Below are 21,145 nucleotides of genomic sequence, written 5' to 3' on the forward strand. Positions count from 1 at the left end.
CAAAATAGGTAATTGTTCGTGTGTTCTTGCAGATTGCAAGTTCATCAGCTTTGCGCCAATGAACTAATGAACAACCCTACTGCACATCATATTGCAATTGGCTCAAATACCGGTACAGACCCTGCTCGTTTGCTACCAGTTCCTGGTGGGTGCCGTTCTCAATAATATTGCCTTTTTCCAGTACGATAATTTTATCCGCTTCGCGGATGGTGGATAAACGGTGAGCAATAATGATGGATGTACGCCCTTTCATCAGTTCCTCCAAAGCTTCCTGCACCAAGCGCTCCGATTCGGAGTCTAATGACGAGGTTGCCTCATCGAGGATCAATATAGCAGGATTTTTTAACAATGCGCGTGCAATTGCGATGCGCTGGCGCTGCCCGCCAGAAAGTTTTACGCCACGTTCGCCTACAACTGTTTCATAAGCCTCGGGGAATGAGGTGATAAACTGGTCGGCATTGGCGCGTTTAGCGGCTTGAATTATTTCTTCTTTTGTGGCGTTTAACTTGCCGTAGGCAATATTTTCCATAATAGTACCGCCAAACAGCAATACATCCTGCGGAACAATGGCCACCTGATTGCGGATATCCGTCAGGGCAAATTCGTCCGCAGGCCTGCCGTCGAATAAAATAGTGCCGCTTTGCGGATGGTAAAATTGTAGTATCAAAGCGGCTGTGGTAGATTTACCGGAACCACTCGGCCCAACTATAGCTACGCGCTGGCCAGCTGCTGCATCGAAGGAGACACCGTTTAAAACGGTGAGTTCGGAACGGGAAGGGTAGGCGAAGTGAACGTTGGAAAAGGATAGATTACCATGTATCGTTTGCTTTATTTCATTGTCGCTGGCGTTGATGGAAACATCTTCGCCTGTTTCGCCTAATATCTCCAGCACACGCTCTGATGCGCCCACCGCTTTTTGTAAATTGGCATACAGATCTGGCAAACTGCCCATAGCCGCGCTGATAAAAGCAGCGTAGACGATGAAGTTTGTTAACTGCCCAAATGTTAAGCCTTTATCATGGATAGATACAAGGTACGAGCCGTACCATATTTCGCTGAACACAGTACCGAAGAGGCAAAAAACAATAAACGCCCCGAACATGCCACGGTACTTAGCGCCTTTTACGGCGATAGTAACCACACGCTGCAGAGTTTTATCATACCGACCGGCCTCAAAGGCTTCGTTTACGAAGGCTTTTACATTGGCAATGCCTTGCAGTGTTTCTTCTACAATGGTGTTCGATTCGGCCAGCTGATCCTGCGCCTCGCGGGAGATCCCCCTAATAAATTTACCAAATACAATAGCGATTACGATGAGCACAGGCAATATCACTAACAGAGCGATGGTAAGTTTCCACGAGATAATGACCAGTAGGGTGATACCACCAACAAGGATAATTACCTGCCGTATGATTTCGGCAAAGGTGGTGGTGAGTACTTCCTGGATCTGCGAAAGATCGGCAGAAATCCGGCTGTTCAGTTCGCCAACCCTGCGGTTAGCAAAAAAGTTCATGGGGAGGGTGATGAGTTTAAAATAGGTATCGCGGCGGATAGCGGCCAACGACCTCTCGGCGACCTGCACAAACCAGGTAATGCGGAAGTAGGATACAAAGCCCTGTAAAAAAAGCACCACAATAGCTACTTCGCCTATTTTTTTAAGGTCGGCAGGTATAAAGCCAAAACGTTTTACACCTTGCGAAGCATCAATTAGCGCACCAAAAAAACCGGGGAAGGCCAGCCCAACCAAACTGGAAATAACCAGGAACGTCAACCCGCCTGCAAACTTTATCCTGTATGGTTTAATGTAGCTTAACAGCTTACCCACATTGCGCAGGCTTTGCGTATTTATTTTCGCCTTGGGTAACTCAGCTTCTGCCTTGCTGCTACTATTCAATCGTCCTCGTGCCATGGATCAGTTTATGATTATCAACCTGCAAAACTAAGGGTTTATAGTTCCATTTATACTATGGGGATAAAAATTGACGCAGGGGTGAAAAGGTGTGTCTGAATCAGGATTTTCAGAATTAAAGAATTTTCAGAATTACCGTAGAGACGCGAAGTATCGCGCCTCTACGAAAAAAAGCTTTATTGAAAATCAATAATCACACTATCCCCAACATTCAACCCCAATAATCCGCTGGCGTTGCCCTTGTTAATGGCAATCTCCAGATGGTCGCTGATGCCGAAGAGGCAAAGCTTTTCGCCCTCGGGCACTTCATTGTAATGCCAGCTGAGGTGGGTGATGGTTTCGTTGCGTTTAAAGGATAACACGAATCGGCGCCCCTGCTGCACGCGGTTAAAAAACTCCTTGGTAACATTAGTGATCACATTCTGGAAGGAATCGATATAAATGACCGCGCCGCGAATTAAATTATTGTCGATAACCGGGTGCAGGTTCGTTTTGTTTTCCACATTGGTAACCGGCAAACCTATTTTGGCCAGTGTACCGCCGTTGGCTAAATGGCAGGCGGCTTTTACAAAAATATCCGCCAGCGGAAAATGGAGGAATTTAAGGTCCTGCATAATGTTTATTTCCACAATTTCCTCTGGCTCAGCATCAAACATCAGCGAGAAAATGCCGTTATCGGCACCCACAAAAAAATGGTTCTTATAGCGTACGGCAAGGTAACGGGTAGCATTGTTGTAAACGGTGTCTATTCCTATCAGGTGCACCGTATTATCGGGGAAGTAGTAGAAGCTATTCTTTAATATAAAGGCAGCCTGCTGCACGTTAAAAGCGGCAACATTGTTAGTAATATCTACAATATTTACTGTTGGCAGTAACTTTAAAATACTACCTTTAAGGGCAGCCTGATAAATATCTTTATCGCCCAGGTCAGTAGTTAAAGTTATAATTGCCATTAATTTTATAATATTTATTACTAATCTTGTGTGAGCATTTAAAGGTGCAAATATTAAATTTTTAATTCATAAAAATCTGCAACTGAAAAAATCAATTAGTATTGAACGAGCTAAAACTATCAATTGACCAAGTAAACCCCGCCGTTTTATGGGGCCCGAATAATGATCATTTCGAGATCATTAAGAAGCAATATCCTAAGCTTAAAATAGTTGCGCGTGGCAGCGAAGTAAAGGTACTGGGCGATGAACAGGAGTTAACCTCCTTCCAGGAAAAGTTTGATCGTTTGGTGCAGCATTTAGAAAAATATGAAAGCCTTACCGCAAACGATGTAGAGCGGATACTGGGCACCAAGCCTAAACCGGCATCATCTACCGGCGAACCGGCCGCGGCAGATAAGTTTGCCAGTGGCGAAGTATTGGTTTTTGGGCCTAACGGCATAATGGTACGTGCACGTACCACCAACCAGCACCGTATGGTAGATGGCATTGGCAAAAACGACATCCTGTTTGCCATTGGCCCCGCAGGTACCGGAAAAACCTATACCGCTGTTGCACTGGCCGTACGCGCGCTCAAAAACAAAGAAATTAAACGTATTATCCTTACCCGCCCGGCGGTTGAGGCAGGGGAGAACCTGGGCTTTTTACCGGGTGACCTGAAGGAGAAGATAGACCCCTACCTGCGCCCGCTTTACGACGCGCTGGATGATATGATCCCGGCTGAAAAGCTGAAACTTTACCTGGAGAACCGCACCATAGAAATTGCCCCACTGGCATTTATGCGCGGCCGTACGCTGGACAATTGCTTTGTGATATTGGATGAGGCGCAAAACGCTACCGATATGCAATTAAAGATGTTCCTGACCCGTATGGGCCCATCGGCAAAATTCATTGTAACCGGCGATGTAACCCAGATAGATCTGCCCAAAAAGCAACAATCGGGCCTGTACACCGCACTACGCATCTTAACCGACATCAAAGGTATCGACATAGTTTACCTGAGCGGAGAAGACGTGGTTAGGCACAAACTGGTACGCCGCATTTTGGAGGCTTACGGGGACATACAGTAGAAGATTTGAGATGTTAGATATGAGATTTGAGATTAGCTCAAGTTCGGTTTAACATCCATAATGTAGAATTTAGCTGTGAAGATTGGCTTGGGGCAAAAATTTGTCTCAAATCTCATATCTCACATCTCATATCTAAACAAATGGACGCAATAAAAGAAACACATTTCAATTTCCCATCGCAATCGGCTTATTATAAAGGTAAAGTGCGCGATGTATATACCATTGCCGATAAATACCTGGCCATGGTGGTTACCGACAGGATCTCCGCTTTCGACGTGGTATTGCCGGAACCTATTCCGTTTAAAGGACAGGTGCTGAACCAAATTGCCGCTAAATTTTTAACAGCTACTGCAGACATTGTACCCAACTGGGTATTGAGCGTGCCCGACCCAAGCGTTACCATTGGCCGTATCTGCGAGCCCTTTAAGGTAGAAATGGTGATCCGGGGTTATTTAGCCGGCCATGCCGCCCGCGAATATGCCTTGGGTAAACGCGAGGTTTGCGGTGTTAGCTTACCCGAGGGATTAAAAGAGAACGATATACTTCCTGAGCCTATCATTACGCCAACTACCAAAGCATCGGTAGGGCACGATGAGGATATCTCTCGCGGAGACATTTTGGCCAAAGGCATCGTTAGCGAAGCAGATTACGTTCAGTTAGAAAACTACACCCGCCAGCTTTTTACCCGCGGTACCGAGATAGCGGCAGGGCAGGGGCTGATACTGGTTGATACCAAGTACGAATTTGGTAAAGTGGGCGATACCATTTACCTGATAGACGAGATCCACACCCCGGATTCTTCACGTTACTTTTATAGCGACGGTTATGCCGAGCGCCAGGAAAATGATGAGCCTCAAAAACAACTTTCCAAAGAGTTTGTACGAAAATGGCTGATAGATAATGGATTCCAGGGAAAGGACGGACAAACAGTACCCGAAATGACAAGGGAGATCGTTCTGTCCATATCTGAACGATATATAGAACTATACCAGCAAATTACCGGCGAAGCTTTTGTAAAACCCGGCGATGAAGATGTTTTGCAACGGGTAGAGCGCAACATCATTACCGCCCTGGCCGAACTGTAATTTTTTTAATTAAACGTAAAATAAGTTATATCTTAGCTTTTTAATACTTCAAAAATGAAATATACGGTTGATAAGCACGAGAAATACATCCTTATTAAGCTTAACGAATCAAAATTAAACTCGCTGATAACCCCTCAGCTTAAATCAGAGCTTATTCTGATCAACACCGAAGGGCAGAGAAATATCGTTCTCGATCTTTCGCAGGTAAAGTTTGCCGATTCATCTGGCTTAAGCAGCTTATTGGTTGGCCATCGCCTTTGTAAAAATGCAGGCGGATCGTTTATTTTAACAGGGCTTAATGATGCTGTTGCCCGTTTGGTTACCATTTCGCAGTTAGATAATGTACTTTCTATTGTTCCCTCTTCCGAAGAGGCTATCGACCTTGTTTTTATGGAAGAGATAGAAAAAGAACTAAGAAGAGAAGTAAGATAATTTTTGGGGCACCCGGTATGAAATTCGAAGTAACTATACTGGGCAGCAGCTCCGCTACACCCATTTTTAATCGAAACCCAACAGCACAGGTACTAAACATCAACGAGAAGTTGTACCTGGTTGATTGCGCCGAAGGAACGCAACAACAAATGCTGCGTTTTGACATTAAAGCCAGCCGGATAGATTACATTTTCATCAGCCACCTGCACGGCGACCATTACCTGGGTTTAGTAGGTTTGCTATCATCCCTGCACCTTAACGGCCGCAAAAAAGCGCTGAAGGTATTCTGCCCCGCGCCATTAAAAGAGATCATCGACCTCCAGCTTAAATATTCCGAAACAACCCTGCATTACCCTGTAGAGTTTGTTTTCACTTCGGACGAAAGACCCGAGGTGATACTGGATAACCAGGATATTATTGTAGAAACCATCCCGCTGGATCACCGCATCCCAACTACCGGTTTTTTATTCAAACAGAAAAAGCGGCAGCGCAAACTTATCAAAGAGAAGCTGGAAGAATTGGAGATCCCGGTACCTTATTACACCGCACTAAAAAAAGGGCGGGATTACGAGGCACCGGACGGTACCATCTACAAAAACGATACACTTACCATTGATTCGAACGAGCCAAAAACTTACGCATATTGTTCCGATACGCTGTATACCGAAAAGTATTTTGAGCAAATAAATTCGGCATCGCTATTATACCACGAATCTACCTTTTTGAACGATATGCTGGATAGGGCTTTAATAACCCACCATACCACAGCATTGCAGGCAGGCGAAGTGGCTTTAAAAACAAACGCGACTAAACTCATCATCGGGCATTTCTCCGCCCGCTATAAAACTTTAAATGAGTTGCTGGATGAAGCCCAAAGCGTGTTCCCTAATACTGAACTTGCCGTAGAGGGAAAGACGTTTGTTATAAGTGAATAGACACGATTGCAAAGTTGCCACCATGCTTAGCGGAAATGTATGGCGGTTACCTGCCGTGTGAGGTGCTGAAACAAGTTCAGCAAGACGTTGGCAATTAACTATTCACCACTCACCACTCACTAACCCTTAATTCCCCTTTTTACCAAATACCGAGAAGTGTACATAACGGCTTGGGTGAGCCTTCAGGTCTATCATCAGATTATCGAGGTTTTTAGAGGCGTTATTTAAGTTATCGTATAGCTTGGTATCATTCATCAATAATCCTAACGAACCATCTGTACTGTTAACTTTGGCCATAGTTGCCTGTAACGAAGACACCGCTTTGTTGGCATTATCTAAAGTTTCTTTAATATTAGAATTAGCCAGGTCGCCGCTAAATTTTTGAAAATTGCCGGCGATACCATCCAGCCTGGCTGTGCTCACTTTAAGGTTGCCCGATGTGGCTTCCGCATTAGCCATTATCTGGTTAATATGCCCGCTTTGTGCGCCTACCAATGCATCCAGTTTCCTGGTTGTGCTTTCCAATGTTTCCAACGAATTGGCTATACTGGCAAAACTCCTGTCTACATTTTTTTGAAAGTTAGGGTTCAATATCCTGTTGATAGCGCCCATAGCAGAATCAACCTTATTGATCAAAACTTCCGCTTTACGTTGGATAGGCTGCAGGCTTTCGGCCAAACTGCCCTGTATATCGGCGCGCAGGGTGTCGCCATCCACGGCCAGGCTGTCACTTTTGCCCAACTCAAAAACAATGGCTTTACCACCCAGCAAGTCGGTACTTTCCAATTTAGCTAACGTGTTCACGGGTATATTATACTGACTGTTTATTTTAAATTCAACAGTGGTGCGCCCGTCACCATGAAGCTGCATCTTAGATACCCGCCCTATCTGGAACCCGTTAACCAACACTGGTTTGGATACAGTTAGGCCCTCAACGCTGCGATAGATCGCGTAAAATTTATTGGAACCCGAAAAAACATCGTTCCCCTTTAAAAAACTGTAAGCGAGTATAAGTATAGTAATAGAGACAGCGGTTAGTGCCCCAATTTTGGTTTCGTTTGATATTTTCAAGGTAGGTATATGTTTATTTAATTTGTAGTGACTCCTTCAATTTGATTTTTGTAGCTCTTTATGGCCCGCACTATCGATTGAACAATTTCATTTTGCCCGTCTTCAGAATTTAAATATTCTTCTTCATCAGGATTGTTAATGTAACCGGTTTCAACCAATACCGACGGCATGGCGCTATGACAAAGTACATAGATCCCTTGTTCGCGCAATCCCTCACTGCGTCTTCCGTCATTCCCAACAAGTTCATCGTTAATAAAGTTTGCAATATTCACGCTTTGTTTACGGAATTTTCGCTTATACTCGTTTGTAAGGATAATAACAGTGGGGTCGTTAGGATCAAGCGCGTCGCCGTTGATATCAGAATCGTCCTCCACCTGGTTACTTTTAATGGCATTCTCTTCCTCGCGCGAGCGGTGCAAACCATAAATAAGCATCAGCACACCTTTACCGGAGCGGTCCGGAACCCTAACAGACCGGTAAACCGGTTTACGCTTTTTAGTACCCACACGTTCGCGTACTACTCTGTCTGATAATGAATTGCAATGGATAGATATAAACAGGTTCCCCTTGGCCTGGTTGGCTATTTCTGCCCGGTTCTCAAAAGACACATCATTTGCCGTGGTACGGGTTAAAACCGCCTTTACACCATTAACATCTTTTTCAATTGCTTTTTGCAATTTTAGTGCGATGGCAAGCGTTACATTCCTTTCCGAAGAAAAAGATCCATCTGCACCACGCGAATAATGCCCCGGAGGCGAACCCTCTGCTTTTACACCGTGGCCTGCATCTATAACAATAGTTTTAAGTTTAAAACTATTTACTATGGTGTCTTTTTTTGTGGAAGCTTCAACCTTAAATGAAAACAACGATAAGCATATAAATAATGCCGCCGAACCCGAAATCAACTTTTTCAACCTGTTCAATATTTTATTTTTCATTATGTTTGAACGCTGTTAACTGTACCTGCAAAAATACTATTCATAATCAATTTTGAAATTAGTTAGCCTTTTTTTTCTGTTTGCAATTATCTTAATAGCAAGTGTGGCGGCGTCTGCAAATAGCGCGCATGGCAAAACTTCCGCTAAAGATACCATTATAAAACTTGATTCTGTACGAGACCGTAAGCTGCTTAAGCTAAAAAAGCCGGCAAAAGATGCAAAAACCATCAACGGTACAGGTTATTCTAAGGCACAACGAGACACCACCCCCAAAGGCTCGGGCTTAAAATCCATCATCAGGGCTACTGCCGAAGATTCCTCTTATACCGATAGGGTGAACAGACTTTCGTACCTGTATGGTAATGCAAAAGTTGTTTACGAAGACTTTGAACTGAACGCCGAATACATCCGCATCGACGAAAAGAATCATTTGATATTCGCCCGCGGCATCATCGATCCCAAAAAACGATATGGCCCCGGCAGGCCCATATCCAAATCGGGGAGTGAGAAGCCGGTGAAGTCCGATTCGCTGATGTTTAACTATGATACCAAAAAAGGTAAAATTTGGAACCCGGCGACCGAACAGGATGGTAATTACATATCGGGAGGTTTGGCAAAAGTATTACCGCACGATGAGGTGGCTTACCGCAACGTTATATTCAGTACCTGTGCGCTGCCCTTCCCCGATACACATTTTGGTATTGTAATTACCAAGGGTATCGGGCAAAAAAGCAGGATCATATCAGGCCCGGCCTACCTCGAAGTGGAGGGTGTGCCATTGCCATTCGCTATACCTTTCGGTTTCTTTCCAAAACCAAACACACGTACATCTGGTGTTATATTGCCAACTTTTGGCGAAGACCAGAAACTGGGTTTTTATCTGCGTAACTTAGGTTACTACGTAGGCATCAATGATAATATTGATATAACCTTCATGGCATCGCTATACTCAAAGGGTTCGTACGAATTAAGCGCCAACTCGCGTTATTTAAAAAGATATAAATACGGCGGTAACTTAACGCTCAGTTACGGCTCGCACAACTACGGGCTGGTAGGCGACCCTGCACGTAAGGATTTCAATATCACCTGGTCGCACTCGCAGGATCCGAACGCGCACCCCGGCACAACGTTCAGCGCATCGGTAAACGCCGGTACATCAAGCTTTTACCAAAGCACCCGCGCGCAGGATAGCTATAACCTACAGTCCTTAACACAAAATAACCTCCGTTCCAGTATCAACTACGGCAAAACATGGGCGGGTACACCGTTCAACTTAAACGTAAGTTTGGGCCACTCGCAGGATCTTACTAAAAAAACAGTAACACTGGAACTACCTACCTTCAGCTTCAACATGGCCACCATTAGCCCATTTGACCCTAAGGACCGTGTTGGCGAACAAAAATGGTATCAAAAATTAAACGTGGGCTACAGTTTGGTGGGTACCAATAAAATAAACAACGTACCCGAGTCTGAACTATTCTCAAAGAATACGCTCACCAAAAGGCTGCAAAACGGTTTTCAGCACACTATTCCCGTATCGCTTAACATAAACGCTTTTAAATATTTTCAGTTTAGCACCGGTGGCAATTACGTAGAGCGGTGGTATTTCCAAAGCATCCGCAAAAGTTTTGACAGGGGGAGTATCAACGGCTCGCTTACTCCAATTACCGATACAGTGCCAGGCTTTGCCCGTGCCGGCGAATATAGTTTAAACGCTGGTGTATCAACCAAAGTTTACAGCACCATACAGTTTAAGAAAGGTAATTTAAAAGCCATCCGTACAACCACTACGCCGCAGCTGAGCTTTAGCTACCGCCCCGATTTTGGCGACCCGAGCTATGGCTACTACCGCACAGCTGTAAGTACAGCAAGCGTGCCTTATCCTTACACTTCGCAACGATATTCCATTTTCGAGCAATCGGTATACGGCGGGCCATCTTCCGGTAAGCAGGCGGGTATCGGTTTCTCGCTGGATAACACCATCGAAGCTAAAGTAAAACCCAAGAGCACGGATACATCCGGTGTAGACAGGAAGGTGCCTATATTACAGGGGCTTTCGCTATCTACTTTTTACAACTTCGCGGCCGATTCGCTTAAATTATCAAACATCAGTTTATCCGGGCATACATCCATATTAAACCAGAAAATAAATATCAATTTTAGCGGCACATTTGACCCCTACAGCACGCTTATACGCGACTCCATCACCAACGGCAGCGTGCAAAACTATATCCGCCGTGTAAACCGCCTGAGCATACGCGATGGCAAATTCCCAACGCTGCAGAACTTTAACATGTCCATGAGCGCCAGCCTGAACCCATCAACCTTCAGGCCCAAGCAGCAGCAAAATGTGAATGGTACAATGGCAGCTATGAACCCTGATCAGGCACAACGCCTGGCACTCATCAACAGCGATCCGAGCGCTTATGTCGATTTTAATGTTCCCTGGAACTTATCCGTCAACTATAGCTTCAACTATCAAAATAATATCATCAGTAGCAATGTGACCAACACCATCATGCTCAGCGGAGATGTGAGTATTACGCAAAAGTGGAAGGTACAATATAATACCACTTACGATGTGCGCGCCGGGAAACTAAGCAGCGCCACCTCGTTCGCCATTTACCGCGATTTGCATTGCTGGGACCTTTCTATCCAATGGTTACCGTTCGGGTACTATAAATCGTACAATGTTACGCTGAAAGTAAAAGCTTCTATTTTACAGGATCTGAAACTGAGCAAACGTAACGATTACACAAACAACCAATCATTTCAATAAAATGCTGGCAGAAATTATAACCATAGGCGATGAGATCCTGATAGGGCAGATAGTGGATACCAACTCTGCATGGATGGCCGAACAGTTAAACCATGCCGGCATCCGCGTTAAGCAGATCTCTTCGGTATCCGACAATCGCCAGCATATCCTCGCGGCACTTGCCGAAGCTGCTACCCGTGCCGATATTATTTTGATAACAGGCGGCCTTGGGCCTACCAAGGATGATATCACCAAGAAAACACTGGCCGATTACTTTAATGTGGACATGGTTTTAAACGATGCCGCGCTGGAGAATGTAACCAGGATCTTTGAAAAGTACAACCGCCCCTTGCTGGAGGTAAACCGCAAACAAGCCGAAGTGCCATCCAATTGCGAGGTGATCTTAAATAAAAACGGCACCGCGCCGGGGATGTGGTTCAATAGCGATGGTAAGATATACGTATCAATGCCGGGGGTGCCCTTTGAGATGAAATACATGGTAGAGGAGGACGTGATACCTAAGCTGAAGGCTCAGCTTAAACTGCCGGTTATTATTCATAAAACGATACTTACAGTGGGAGAGGGAGAATCCTTCCTGGCCGAAAAAATAGGTGATATTGAAGATTCTCTTCCCGAAAATATAAAGCTTGCCTATTTGCCAAAACTTGGCCAGGTGCGCTTACGCCTGAGCGCCGATGGTGATGATGCGGCCTTGTTACAAAAAGAAGTGGACCTGTACGCGGCTAAAATTGTAGAACGTATAGGCCAATCCGTAGTGGCCGAAAATGATATTCCGCTGGAAAAGGTGGTGTTGAATTTAATGGCCCGACAGGGCCTTACTTTATCTGTTGCCGAAAGCTGTACAGGGGGGTATATCTCTCATTTAATCACCCAGCATGCGGGTTCGTCGCAGGTATTTTTGGGTGGTGCGGTATCCTATTCTAACCAGTTAAAGCAAAGTGTTTTAGGGGTAAAAACCGAGACATTGAATGATAACGGCGCGGTTAGCGAGCAAACTGTGAGAGAGATGGTTGAGGGCGCTTTACGCAATTTTAGTTCGGATTATGCGGTTGCCGTAACGGGAATTGCAGGCCCGGATGGGGGAACGCAGGAAAAACCGGTAGGCACTGTATGGATTGCGGTGGCAAATGCAAATAAAACTGTTGTAAAGAAATTCACATTTGGCACCAAACGGCTGCAAAACATCGAAAGGAGTGCCGTGTGGGCATTTTTTATGTTGATTACTTTACTTAAAGAATACAAAAAGTAAACGCCAAAATCTATAATTTTGACCAAACCAACGATACTTGTGTATGGCCAAATACCAATTGTTACTGCCGAAGATGGGGGAAAGTGTTGCGGAGGCAACTGTGATCAAGTGGACCAAAAGTCTGGGTGATCGCATCGAGATTGACGAGGCAGTGATGGAAATTGCAACCGATAAGGTGGATTCTGAAGTCCCCTCACCGGTAGCTGGTAAATTAATAGAACAACTTTACAAAGAAGACGACGTAGTACAGGTGGGTGCTGTTATCGCGGTTATAGAAACCGAAGCAGATAAAGCAGAAGCGTCCGCGCCAACCCCGCCACCCGTAGCCGAAACAATTCCACAACCTGTTGCTTATACCGCACCTGTGGCAGCGCCAACTCCGCCGCTGATACCAGAACCTGTGGCAGCGCAATATGTTGCGGTAGCAGCTCCGGTTCAACCGCCGGTAGTTGCAGCTCCTGCACAGGAGATCCCCGGCGTCAGCCAATTAGAGCAAAAGCCGGCCCCAACCGTTAGCAACGTTAAATTCGATAACCGTTTTTACTCGCCGCTGGTTAAAAGCATAGCTATACAGGAAGGCATTGGCAACGATGAGTTGGATCACATCCCGGGCACCGGCGCTGATGGCCGCTTAACAAAAGACGATCTTTTAGATTACATACAACACAGGCCCGCTAAAGCTGCTACAGCACCTGCTCCGCAAGCCGCGCCGCCAAAACCTGTTGCCGAGCTCGAAAAACATTCGGAACCGGTTATTACTTACACCGCGGCCGTACCACCGCCTTATACTCCGCCGCCTGCACCTGTTGAACAACCTGCTTCGGCAGTAGCTGAGGAACCGGTAACAGAACCTGCGGCAACGCCAATAGCCGCGCCTGAAGCAGCAAAACCTGCTCCGAAACCGGCCGTATCGGTATCTGGTGGAGACGAAATAATAGAGATGGACCGTATGCGCAGGCTGATAGCCGACCATATGGTGTACAGCAAGCATACTTCGCCACATGTAACCTCTTTTGTTGAGGCCGATGTTACCGAACTGGTAAACTGGCGCGAAAAAATAAAAGGCCCGTTTGAAAAACGCGAAGGGCAGAAATTAACCTTCACCCCGATATTCATCGAGGCGGTTATTAAGGCCATCATCGCATTGCCGATGATTAACGTATCGGTTGTAGGTACGCAGATCATCAAAAAGAAGAATATCAACATTAGCATGGCAACCGCCCTGCCAAATGGTAACCTGATAGTGCCTGTAATTAAAAAGGCTGATGAACTGAGCCTGCTGGGTATAGCCAAAGCCGTAAACGATTTGGCACACCGAGCCCGCATAGGTAAACTGCTGCCCGATGACGTAAAAGATGGTACGTTCACCATCACCAACGTAGGTTCGTTTGGTAATGTGATGGGCACGCCGATCATCAATCAGCCGCAAGTGGCCATATTAGCTGTTGGCGCTATCAAGAAAAAACCTGCCGTAATAGAGACCCCTCAGGGCGATGCAATAGGCATCAGGCATATGATGTTCTTATCCTTATCTTACGACCATAGGGTAGTAGATGGCGCGTTAGGCGGCACGTTTGTGCGCAAGGTAGCCGACTACCTCGAAAACTGGGATATAAGCCGAAATATATAGTTAATTAAATGTGAATTCTACAAAAAACAAAAGGCCCGTAAAGGGCCTTCTGTTTTTTGTGCCTGAAGAATCTACTAAAAAACTTCGGCGGCATGTATTTTTGCCGGGGCTAAACTGACCCCTGTTAGCTGATCGGCAAATGCTACGAATGCCTTGTTATCAGATATACGTTGTTGGTTGTCTATCAGTTTTTGCAAGTTGATCTTTCCGATGACAAACTTGTAACTGCCTGAGTAATAACTTTCTTTTATATGCTCAAAGCCAAGTGCTTCTACCAGGGCATCGTCCTCGTAGCGCAGGTAAATATTTATCTCTATGTTGTTGGTAAAGTGCAGGTCCTTAATCTCTTTTGCCTTTTTGTATTCATAACCATAATCGTAGCGAAGAGCCGCGATATCAGATAATACAGCCGAACCGGTAGGGTGGCCACCCGCGCCTTTCCCGAAAAAGAATTGCTGATCGGCAAACGCTGCCTGTACTGTTACGCCGTTGTATTCGTACTCCACATTGTATAAAAATTCGCTTTCGGTCACAAATTTAGGGAGCACAAACATGGCCACATTACGGGCATCCAATTCTTTGGCCACGGGCACCAGTTTTATCTTCAGGTTCTTTTCACGGGCGTATTGCAAATCGTTAGCGCTCAGGTTTTGGATCCCGATGTTGAGTACCTTCTCCGGTTCCACAATCACGCCGTATGCATGTGCCGCTGCTATAATAAGCTTAAACTTAGCATCGTAACCCCCAACATCCATAATTGGGTCGGTTTCAGCGAAGCCAAGGTCCTGCGCTTGCTTAAGGGCGCTATCATAATCTAAATTCTCCAAAAAACCTTTCGATAGAATGTAGTTGGATGAACCGTTGAAGATTCCGCTGATAGAATGCAGCAACTCGTTGTCGTAATATTCCTCCAGGTTGCGGATGATGGGGATGCTCCCGCAAACAGCGCCTTCGTATAGCAGCGAAGTACCATGTTTCTCCTGCAATTCAATCAATTCCTTCAAATAAATAGCGATCATCTTTTTACTGGCCGATACCACGTTTTTACCAGACGACAATGCGCGTGATACTATTTCAAACGCGGCTTCGGTATCGTTTATCAGTTCAACAATGGTATTTATCTCTGGGTTGTTCAGTATCTCATCCCGGTCGGTAGTGAACAGCTCCTGCGGCAATGTGCGCAGTTTGCCCGGGTTTTTGATGGCTATTTTCTTTATTTCGAGGTTGAGGTTTTTGGTACGGATAATATCGTATAGTCCCTGGCCTACCACTCCAAAACCGAAGAGGCCAATGTTTAGTTTCTTACTCATTAAGCAGTTTTTTGCAATTCTATAATTTTTCCTTTTACATCAGTTTTAAAAAACGATGTGATAATGTTGGTGAGGTCTTGTGTTTCAATTAAAAATCCATCATGTCCGTAAAACGAATCGAGCTCGGCAAAAGCCGATTTTGGGATGTGCCTGAATAAGTATTGCTGCTCCTCAATGGGGAACAATACGTCAGATTTGATACCGATAACCAGCGTGCGGGCTTTTACCAGGCTTAGCGCTTTATCTACACCGCCACGGCCACGGCCCACGTTGTGCGAATCCATCGCTTTGGTTAAATACCAATAGCTATAGGCATTGTACCTGTTCACCAGTTTTTCGCCCTGGTAACCCTGATAGCTGGATGCTTTAAAGTTATCGGTAAGGTTGTTATCGTTTTCCTGCTGGGTAATATCGTAGGTTTTGTATCCGCGATAGGATAGGAGTGCTATGCTGCGCGCCGCTTTGAGCCCTTTGCTGCCGCCATCGGGCGAGTTTGCATAAAAGGTACGGTCGGCTGTAATGGCCAAACGTTGCGACTCGTTGAAGGCAATGCCCCATGGTGAGTGGCGGGCATTGGTGGCGATCAATATCAGGTTTTTGATGCGCTGCGGTTCTATAATGCTCCATTCCAAAGCTTGTTGTCCGCCCAAAGAGCCGCCCAATAAGATCTCGATATGGGTTATCTCTAAATGGTCGGCCAGTAATTGATGCGCTTTTACAATATCACGGATAGTAAAATCGGGGAAAGCAAGGTAATAAGGCTGCCCGGTTGTTGGGTTAGTACTAAGCGGACTAACCGTGCCATACGGCGAACCTAATATATTGGCACAGATCACAAAATGCTCCTCAGGGTTAAAATGGTCGTTTGCTCCAAAAAAACCTTTCCACCAATCAAAAACATCTGAATTTGCAGTAAGCGCGTGACATACCCAAACCACGTTATCGCGGTTTTTATTAAGGGTGCCGTAAGTATTGTAGCCTATTTGCAGTTCTTTTATTTTACTGCCGCTTTCCAGCTCGAATGTACCTGTGTATGTAAAACTTTGTAAACTCATTTCTGTACTTTTCGTTAATCGGGAGCAGTTGGCTAAAACAACTACTCCCTCATAACATCACTTATAAAAAACTAAAAAAAAACTAAAAAAAAACTTTATGCTAACTCCAACTCGGCCACTTTGGCAAATGCCTGGGCAAAGTCGGCTTTAATATCATCAATATGTTCAATACCAACCGCAACGCGCAGCGAGGTAGGTGTTACGCCGGCAGAAAGCTGCTCGGCTTCGCTCAATTGCTGGTGCGTGGTAGCCGATGGCTGAATGATCAGCGTTTTTGCATCGCCCACATTGGCCAGGTGGCTCACCAGCTTAAGGCTATCTATCACCGCCGAAGCCAGTTGCTTATCCCCTTTAAGTTCAAAAGAAAGTACCGCGCCAAAACCATTTTTAAGGTATTTTTTGGCAAGTTTATGCTGCGGCGACGACTCCAGGCCCGGGTAATTTACTTTGGCCACCTGAGGATGCTCTTCCAGCCATTTGGCCAGTTCCAAAGCATTATCTACATGGCGTTGCACGCGTAGCGATAGTGTTTCCAGCCCCTGTATATTCAACCATGAATTGAAAGGTGATTGTGACGGACCGAAATCGCGCAGCCCTTCTACACGGGCGCGGATAATGAACTGGATATTACCGAATGGCCCGTTTACCCCGAAAACATCGGCAAAAACCAAACCATGGTAGCCTTCAGACGGCTCGGTAAACTGCGGGTATTTGCCATTTCCCCAGTTGTAATTGCCACCATCAATAATAGCGCCGCCAATACTGGTGCCATGCCCGTTGATCCATTTGGTAGTAGATTCTACCACAACGTGCGCGCCATGCTGCAAAGGGCGGAATAAGTACCCACCGGCAGCGAACGTGTTATCCACGATCAGCGGCAGATCGTGCTTATTGGCCAGTGCCGCTAATTTTTCAAAATCGGGAATGTTAAAGCCGGGGTTACCAATGGTCTCCACATAAAGGGCTTTTGTTTTTTCGTCTATATGTTTCTCTATTGCTTCGGCGGAATCGTCGGCAGCGAAACGAGCATCAATACCCAGGCGCTTAAAAGCAACCTTAAACTGGTTGTAAGTACCGCCGTATAAAAATGGCGAGGTAACAAAGTTATCGCCCACCTGCAAAATGTTATTTAACGCGATGAATTGCGCCGCCTGGCCCGATGCTGTGGCCAAAGCCGCAACACCGCCTTCCAAAGCTGCAATGCGTTTCTCAAACACATCGGTAGTGGGGTTCATCAGGCGGGTGTATATATTGCCAAATTCTTTCAGGGCGAATAGGTTTGCACCATGCTCGGCACTGTTAAAAACGTAAGAAGTGGTTTGGTATAAAGGCACCGCACGCGCACCTGTGGTTGGGTCAACTTCCTGGCCGGCGTGTAGTTGTAAGGTTTCGAATTTTAAGCTTGACATAATCTGTAGATTTAAAGGTTTTTGAATGAAAATGTATAATTACGACAGGATATTGCTATCCTTTAAGGTATCACGTGTGCTTTCAGAAAATTAAAAGGGGGAACGTGTTACAGGATCAACAGCAGCAACACATACAAATACAGCCAATAATTTGGTTGTATGCAGAAGATTGTCCCGGTTGGGATTGCTGTGTGTGTTGTTGAACTACGTAAGTTGTACTTTTCATGATTTTAAATTTATATCCCCCGGGTATACTTTTTCCGGGACAGGAATTGGCACCTTCTCCATTTTGGAGGGTTGCCAGCGGGTTTTCGAGCCTGATCTCTCGCCGCTTCTTTATAAACCAAAATCCTTTTGAGGGGAATTGATTAAGGCATTACTACCGATTAACGTGGGCAAATATAGGTGAATGGCATTTTAATATCCAAATAATATTTTAATTTTATTGTCATTAAATATTTCATGATAAAAATTCACATCGTAGCGCTACTGCTTATTTCTTCAATTGCAACATTCACCCAGGACGAAAACATAGATTACCGAGAGGTGCGACAGGATTCCATATTTATAGCCAACACAATAAGTATCCTCAAAAAAGATCCGGCGAATATAACAATGGTAACCGCCCAAAACAATCGGCAAGAAAAACAGAATTTAGGTTACGGTTACACACTTTCCTCAGTTGGTACCGGGAGGGGAAACGCAATTTTTGATTATACTCTTATTACTTATAAGGGTAAACTTGTGGGTTACCAATTAATACCTCGTTTACCTTATGATCAACGACTTGCAAATAAATACAGGGGTTTTTATTCACGTTTTTTTTATATTCGGGGTACCGACCAAATTGAGCCCTATCAGTTTAATTACGCGAGTGTAGCTAAGCCTGTAAATGCTTTTAAAACAACCACAGCCGATAAGTATTTTAGGTACTTGATGACTCCCTATAGCGGGACGATCTACGGAGGTCGCGGTGGGTACAATGGTAGGCTGCTCACAAATCGTGAGCTTTTCGAAAAAGTTAAGAAAAATATAAATCCGGCTGCATTCGAAGAATTATTATATAGCATCAACCCCGCCACCAGGCTACTTGGTATTGAATATTATCACCAAAAAGGACGATTTATATTACCGAACAAGGCATCTATAGAAAAAAGGATTGATGAGATATTCAAAGAGATGCAGTCTATTAACACAATGGACGGTTGCTTATTACGCACTCAAAACTCAAGAGATTTAGTTGCTTATTACGCCGCAAATCCTGTGCACTGATCTTACCCCAACGCCTGTTTTCGCAGCCGCGAGATTAGCGCAGCCTACCTCGTGTTGTGGCATGCATGGCTAAGTATTATGCTCGCGGCTAAATGGCAAAAAAGTGTGCCAAAAAAAGTGTTTCACATTGTTTTGAGTCGAATTTTCATTTCTGGTTAACTGTTTCATTATCATAAGTTTACAAGGATTATTTAACGAACAGGGGTGTTCCAAAGTGTTTCACATAAAACTGTAAAACACTGATAATCAATATTGTTTTAAAAATAAGTGTTCCACATTTAAATTGGAACACCTGCATTAACCTAATGCCTGCGCCATATCCGCTATCAGGTCATCTATATGCTCTAACCCAACTGATACCCGCAATAAATTGAACGGTGTTTTGGTATCGGGCCCCTCTACGGATGCGCGATGCTCTACCAGGCTTTCTACCCCGCCAAGGCTGGTGGCCTGGGTAAACAATTGCAGGGCGTTTACAACTCTTTTGGCTTCTTCTTCGCCGCCTTTAAGCAGAAAGGATAATACAGCACCAAACCCGGTCATTTGTTCCGTAGCTATTTCATGTTGCGGGTGCGATTGCAGGCCCGGATACAATACCTTTTCTATTTTATCGTGGTTATCCAGATATTCCGCCAGCAATTGCGCGTTCTTTACATGTCCGCGCATCCGGTAGGGCAGCGTTTTTATACTGCGGGTAAGGTAGTAGCAGTCGGTAGGCGAGGGGATAGCACCTCCCATGGTTTGTACATTGCGGATCTTTTCCCACCAGTCGCTTTTCTTGACCGTAATTAACGCGCCACCCATCAGATCGCTATGCCCGCCAAAGTATTTGGTGGTGGAGTGCATCACCAAATCGGCACCCAAAGCCAACGGTTGCTGGCAAAGCGGCGTAGCGAAAGTATTATCGCAAACTACTTTTATATCATGTTCCGCAGCTATCGCTACTACCATTTTTATATCGGTTACCTTTAAAAGCGGGTTAGATGGAGTTTCCAGCCAAATGAGTTTGGTGTTGGGTTGGATATGAGATCTAAGCACAGCGCTATCGTTCACATCCACAAAATCGAACTCCAGGATGCCTGCAAACAGCGTTTTCAACTGATTGCGCAAGCCGTGGTACATATCGTCCGGCGCTATAATGTGGCTTCCCGGCTCCAGGGATTGAAAAACCGACATGCCCGCCGCGTTGCCCGATGAAAATGCAGCGGCTTCTTCACCGCCTTCCAGCTTTGCCAATACGTTCTCTAAAGAGGCACGGTTAGGGTTCGACGCCCTGCTGTAGATGTGGCCACCCGGAAAACCGCCGTCTTCGCCGCGTTCAAAAGTGGTGGCCGTTACAATAGGTTGTACTACTGCGTGCGAGGTTGGGTCGATATGGTTGCCGGCGTGGATGGCGATGGTTTCAATTTTCATGGCTGGAGATGAACTTGTGTTCTTCAAAATAAATGCAAATTTTTGGTATTTGCTGTAGCGAATATAAATTTGGCTGCGTAATGTTATAAAATCCCTGTCAATGAGATACCTATCCTTACTTATCCTGGTTGTGTCGCTTGCCTTATCAGCCTGCAAAAAAGACGGCGTAGACACCGATTACGATAAAAGCTATTCGGCCTGGCTGTCGTTTAAAAAATCATCCAACAATTCGTATAGTTATATTGCCTATGGCGGGTCCTGGGTAGGCACGCATGCCGAATCGAAAATAACGGTACAGAATGGAAAGGTAGTTGCCCGCGATTTTGTATTTAGCCATTACGCCCAGGGCAGCACCAACCTGATTGTTGATAGCACTTGGGCCGAAAGCGGTGTCACACTAAACACTCACGAAAATGGTTTTGACGCCCTCACGCTCGACCAGGTTTACGCCAAAGCAAAAAGCGAATGGCTTAATGTAAACAAAGACGCTAACTATATCTATTTTGAAACGGCTAACGAAGGTATGATATCTACTGCCGGCCACTTCCCTAAAAATTGCGCGGATGACTGCTTTACAGGGATCAAAATGAAAGAGCTTAAGGTTTACGTTAAAGAGATCAAATGATCATCTTAAGCGT

The 21,145-nt window shown here is 45.2% G+C and carries 17 protein-coding genes and 1 riboswitch; of the genes, 9 read left to right on the plus strand and 8 right to left on the minus strand.

Translation table 11 applies throughout. The features are described from left to right. Positions 1–76: 76 nt before the first annotated feature. Both ABIX36_RS06080 and ABIX36_RS06085 read right to left on the minus strand, forming a co-directional pair. Entirely contained in the window at positions 77–1,909 is a 1,833-nt protein-coding gene (locus ABIX36_RS06080) for an ABC transporter transmembrane domain-containing protein (RefSeq protein WP_348081267.1), read from the minus strand. A gap of 176 nt (positions 1,910–2,085) precedes the next feature. Beyond that, entirely contained in the window at positions 2,086–2,862 is a 777-nt protein-coding gene (locus ABIX36_RS06085; RefSeq protein ID WP_348081268.1) for an SAM-dependent chlorinase/fluorinase, read from the minus strand. Between the two features lie 101 nt (positions 2,863–2,963). Here ABIX36_RS06085 and ABIX36_RS06090 point away from each other — a divergent pair, with 101 nt between their 5' ends. The 4 genes from ABIX36_RS06090 (at position 2,964) to ABIX36_RS06105 (ending at position 6,381) form a co-directional block, all read left to right on the plus strand. Then, the gene (locus tag ABIX36_RS06090) at positions 2,964–3,929 is read left to right on the plus strand and encodes a PhoH family protein (protein ID WP_348081269.1); all 966 of its coding nucleotides are present in this window, start codon (positions 2,964–2,966) and stop codon (positions 3,927–3,929) included. Positions 3,930–4,069: 140 nt separating this feature from the next. Next, complete coding sequence (locus ABIX36_RS06095) at positions 4,070–5,014, plus strand: phosphoribosylaminoimidazolesuccinocarboxamide synthase (protein WP_348081270.1); 945 nt, start codon at positions 4,070–4,072, stop codon at positions 5,012–5,014. Between the two features lie 54 nt (positions 5,015–5,068). Further along, complete coding sequence (locus ABIX36_RS06100) at positions 5,069–5,446, plus strand: STAS domain-containing protein (protein WP_348081271.1); 378 nt, start codon at positions 5,069–5,071, stop codon at positions 5,444–5,446. A 17-nt stretch (positions 5,447–5,463) separates the two neighbouring features. Next, a complete protein-coding gene (locus ABIX36_RS06105) occupies positions 5,464–6,381 on the plus strand; it encodes a ribonuclease Z (protein WP_348081272.1) in 918 nt (305 codons plus the stop codon). Between the two features lie 126 nt (positions 6,382–6,507). Here the strand turns inward: ABIX36_RS06105 and ABIX36_RS06110 are convergent, their stop codons facing one another. Both ABIX36_RS06110 and ABIX36_RS06115 read right to left on the minus strand, forming a co-directional pair. Beyond that, positions 6,508–7,452: an MlaD family protein gene (locus ABIX36_RS06110; RefSeq protein ID WP_348081273.1), complete on the minus strand. Its 945-nt coding sequence runs from the start codon at positions 7,450–7,452 to the stop codon at positions 6,508–6,510. A gap of 17 nt (positions 7,453–7,469) precedes the next feature. Beyond that, positions 7,470–8,390: an N-acetylmuramoyl-L-alanine amidase gene (locus tag ABIX36_RS06115; protein ID WP_348081274.1), complete on the minus strand. Its 921-nt coding sequence runs from the start codon at positions 8,388–8,390 to the stop codon at positions 7,470–7,472. Between the two features lie 103 nt (positions 8,391–8,493). On the opposite strand from ABIX36_RS06115, the gene ABIX36_RS06120 reads away from it, so the two are divergent. The 3 genes from ABIX36_RS06120 to ABIX36_RS06130 are packed head-to-tail and all read left to right on the plus strand — an operon-like array spanning position 8,494 to position 14,048. Continuing rightward, the gene (locus ABIX36_RS06120; protein ID WP_348081275.1) at positions 8,494–11,169 is read left to right on the plus strand and encodes a putative LPS assembly protein LptD; all 2,676 of its coding nucleotides are present in this window, start codon (positions 8,494–8,496) and stop codon (positions 11,167–11,169) included. 1 nt (position 11,170) lies between these two features. Beyond that, positions 11,171–12,418, plus strand: coding sequence for a competence/damage-inducible protein A (locus tag ABIX36_RS06125; protein WP_348081276.1), 1,248 nt, complete (start codon positions 11,171–11,173; stop codon positions 12,416–12,418). A 43-nt stretch (positions 12,419–12,461) separates the two neighbouring features. Then, the gene (locus tag ABIX36_RS06130) at positions 12,462–14,048 is read left to right on the plus strand and encodes a dihydrolipoamide acetyltransferase family protein (protein WP_348081277.1); all 1,587 of its coding nucleotides are present in this window, start codon (positions 12,462–12,464) and stop codon (positions 14,046–14,048) included. A 74-nt stretch (positions 14,049–14,122) separates the two neighbouring features. Here the strand turns inward: ABIX36_RS06130 and ABIX36_RS06135 are convergent, their stop codons facing one another. From ABIX36_RS06135 to ABIX36_RS06145, 3 genes are all read right to left on the minus strand, one after another. Then, positions 14,123–15,358 carry a homoserine dehydrogenase gene (locus ABIX36_RS06135; protein WP_348081278.1) on the minus strand — a complete coding sequence of 412 codons (1,236 nt, stop codon included), beginning with the start codon at positions 15,356–15,358 and terminating at the stop codon, positions 14,123–14,125. Further along, positions 15,358–16,413, minus strand: a complete 1,056-nt coding sequence (gene metX, locus ABIX36_RS06140; protein WP_348081279.1) for a homoserine O-acetyltransferase — start codon at positions 16,411–16,413, stop codon at positions 15,358–15,360. The genes ABIX36_RS06135 and metX overlap by 1 nt, the downstream gene beginning before the upstream one ends. Positions 16,414–16,508: 95 nt before the next feature. After that, on the minus strand, positions 16,509–17,822 hold the full coding sequence (locus ABIX36_RS06145; protein WP_348081280.1) for an O-acetylhomoserine aminocarboxypropyltransferase/cysteine synthase: 1,314 nt from the start codon (positions 17,820–17,822) through the stop codon (positions 16,509–16,511). A gap of 233 nt (positions 17,823–18,055) precedes the next feature. After that, a riboswitch (SAM riboswitch) is annotated at positions 18,056–18,167 on the minus strand. Positions 18,168–18,284: 117 nt separating this feature from the next. On the opposite strand from ABIX36_RS06145, the gene ABIX36_RS06150 reads away from it, so the two are divergent. After that, entirely contained in the window at positions 18,285–19,094 is an 810-nt protein-coding gene (locus ABIX36_RS06150) for a hypothetical protein (RefSeq protein ID WP_348081281.1), read from the plus strand. A gap of 297 nt (positions 19,095–19,391) precedes the next feature. Here the strand turns inward: ABIX36_RS06150 and ABIX36_RS06155 are convergent, their stop codons facing one another. Continuing rightward, positions 19,392–20,507, minus strand: coding sequence for an aminotransferase class I/II-fold pyridoxal phosphate-dependent enzyme (locus tag ABIX36_RS06155; protein ID WP_348081282.1), 1,116 nt, complete (start codon positions 20,505–20,507; stop codon positions 19,392–19,394). Positions 20,508–20,607: 100 nt separating this feature from the next. Between ABIX36_RS06155 and ABIX36_RS06160 the strand changes: the two genes are divergently transcribed. Further along, positions 20,608–21,132: a hypothetical protein gene (locus ABIX36_RS06160; protein WP_348081283.1), complete on the plus strand. Its 525-nt coding sequence runs from the start codon at positions 20,608–20,610 to the stop codon at positions 21,130–21,132. Positions 21,133–21,145 lie beyond the last annotated feature (13 nt).

The sequence above is a fragment of the Mucilaginibacter sp. genome (assembly GCF_039925265.1).
GTDB lineage: Bacteria > Bacteroidota > Bacteroidia > Sphingobacteriales > Sphingobacteriaceae > Mucilaginibacter.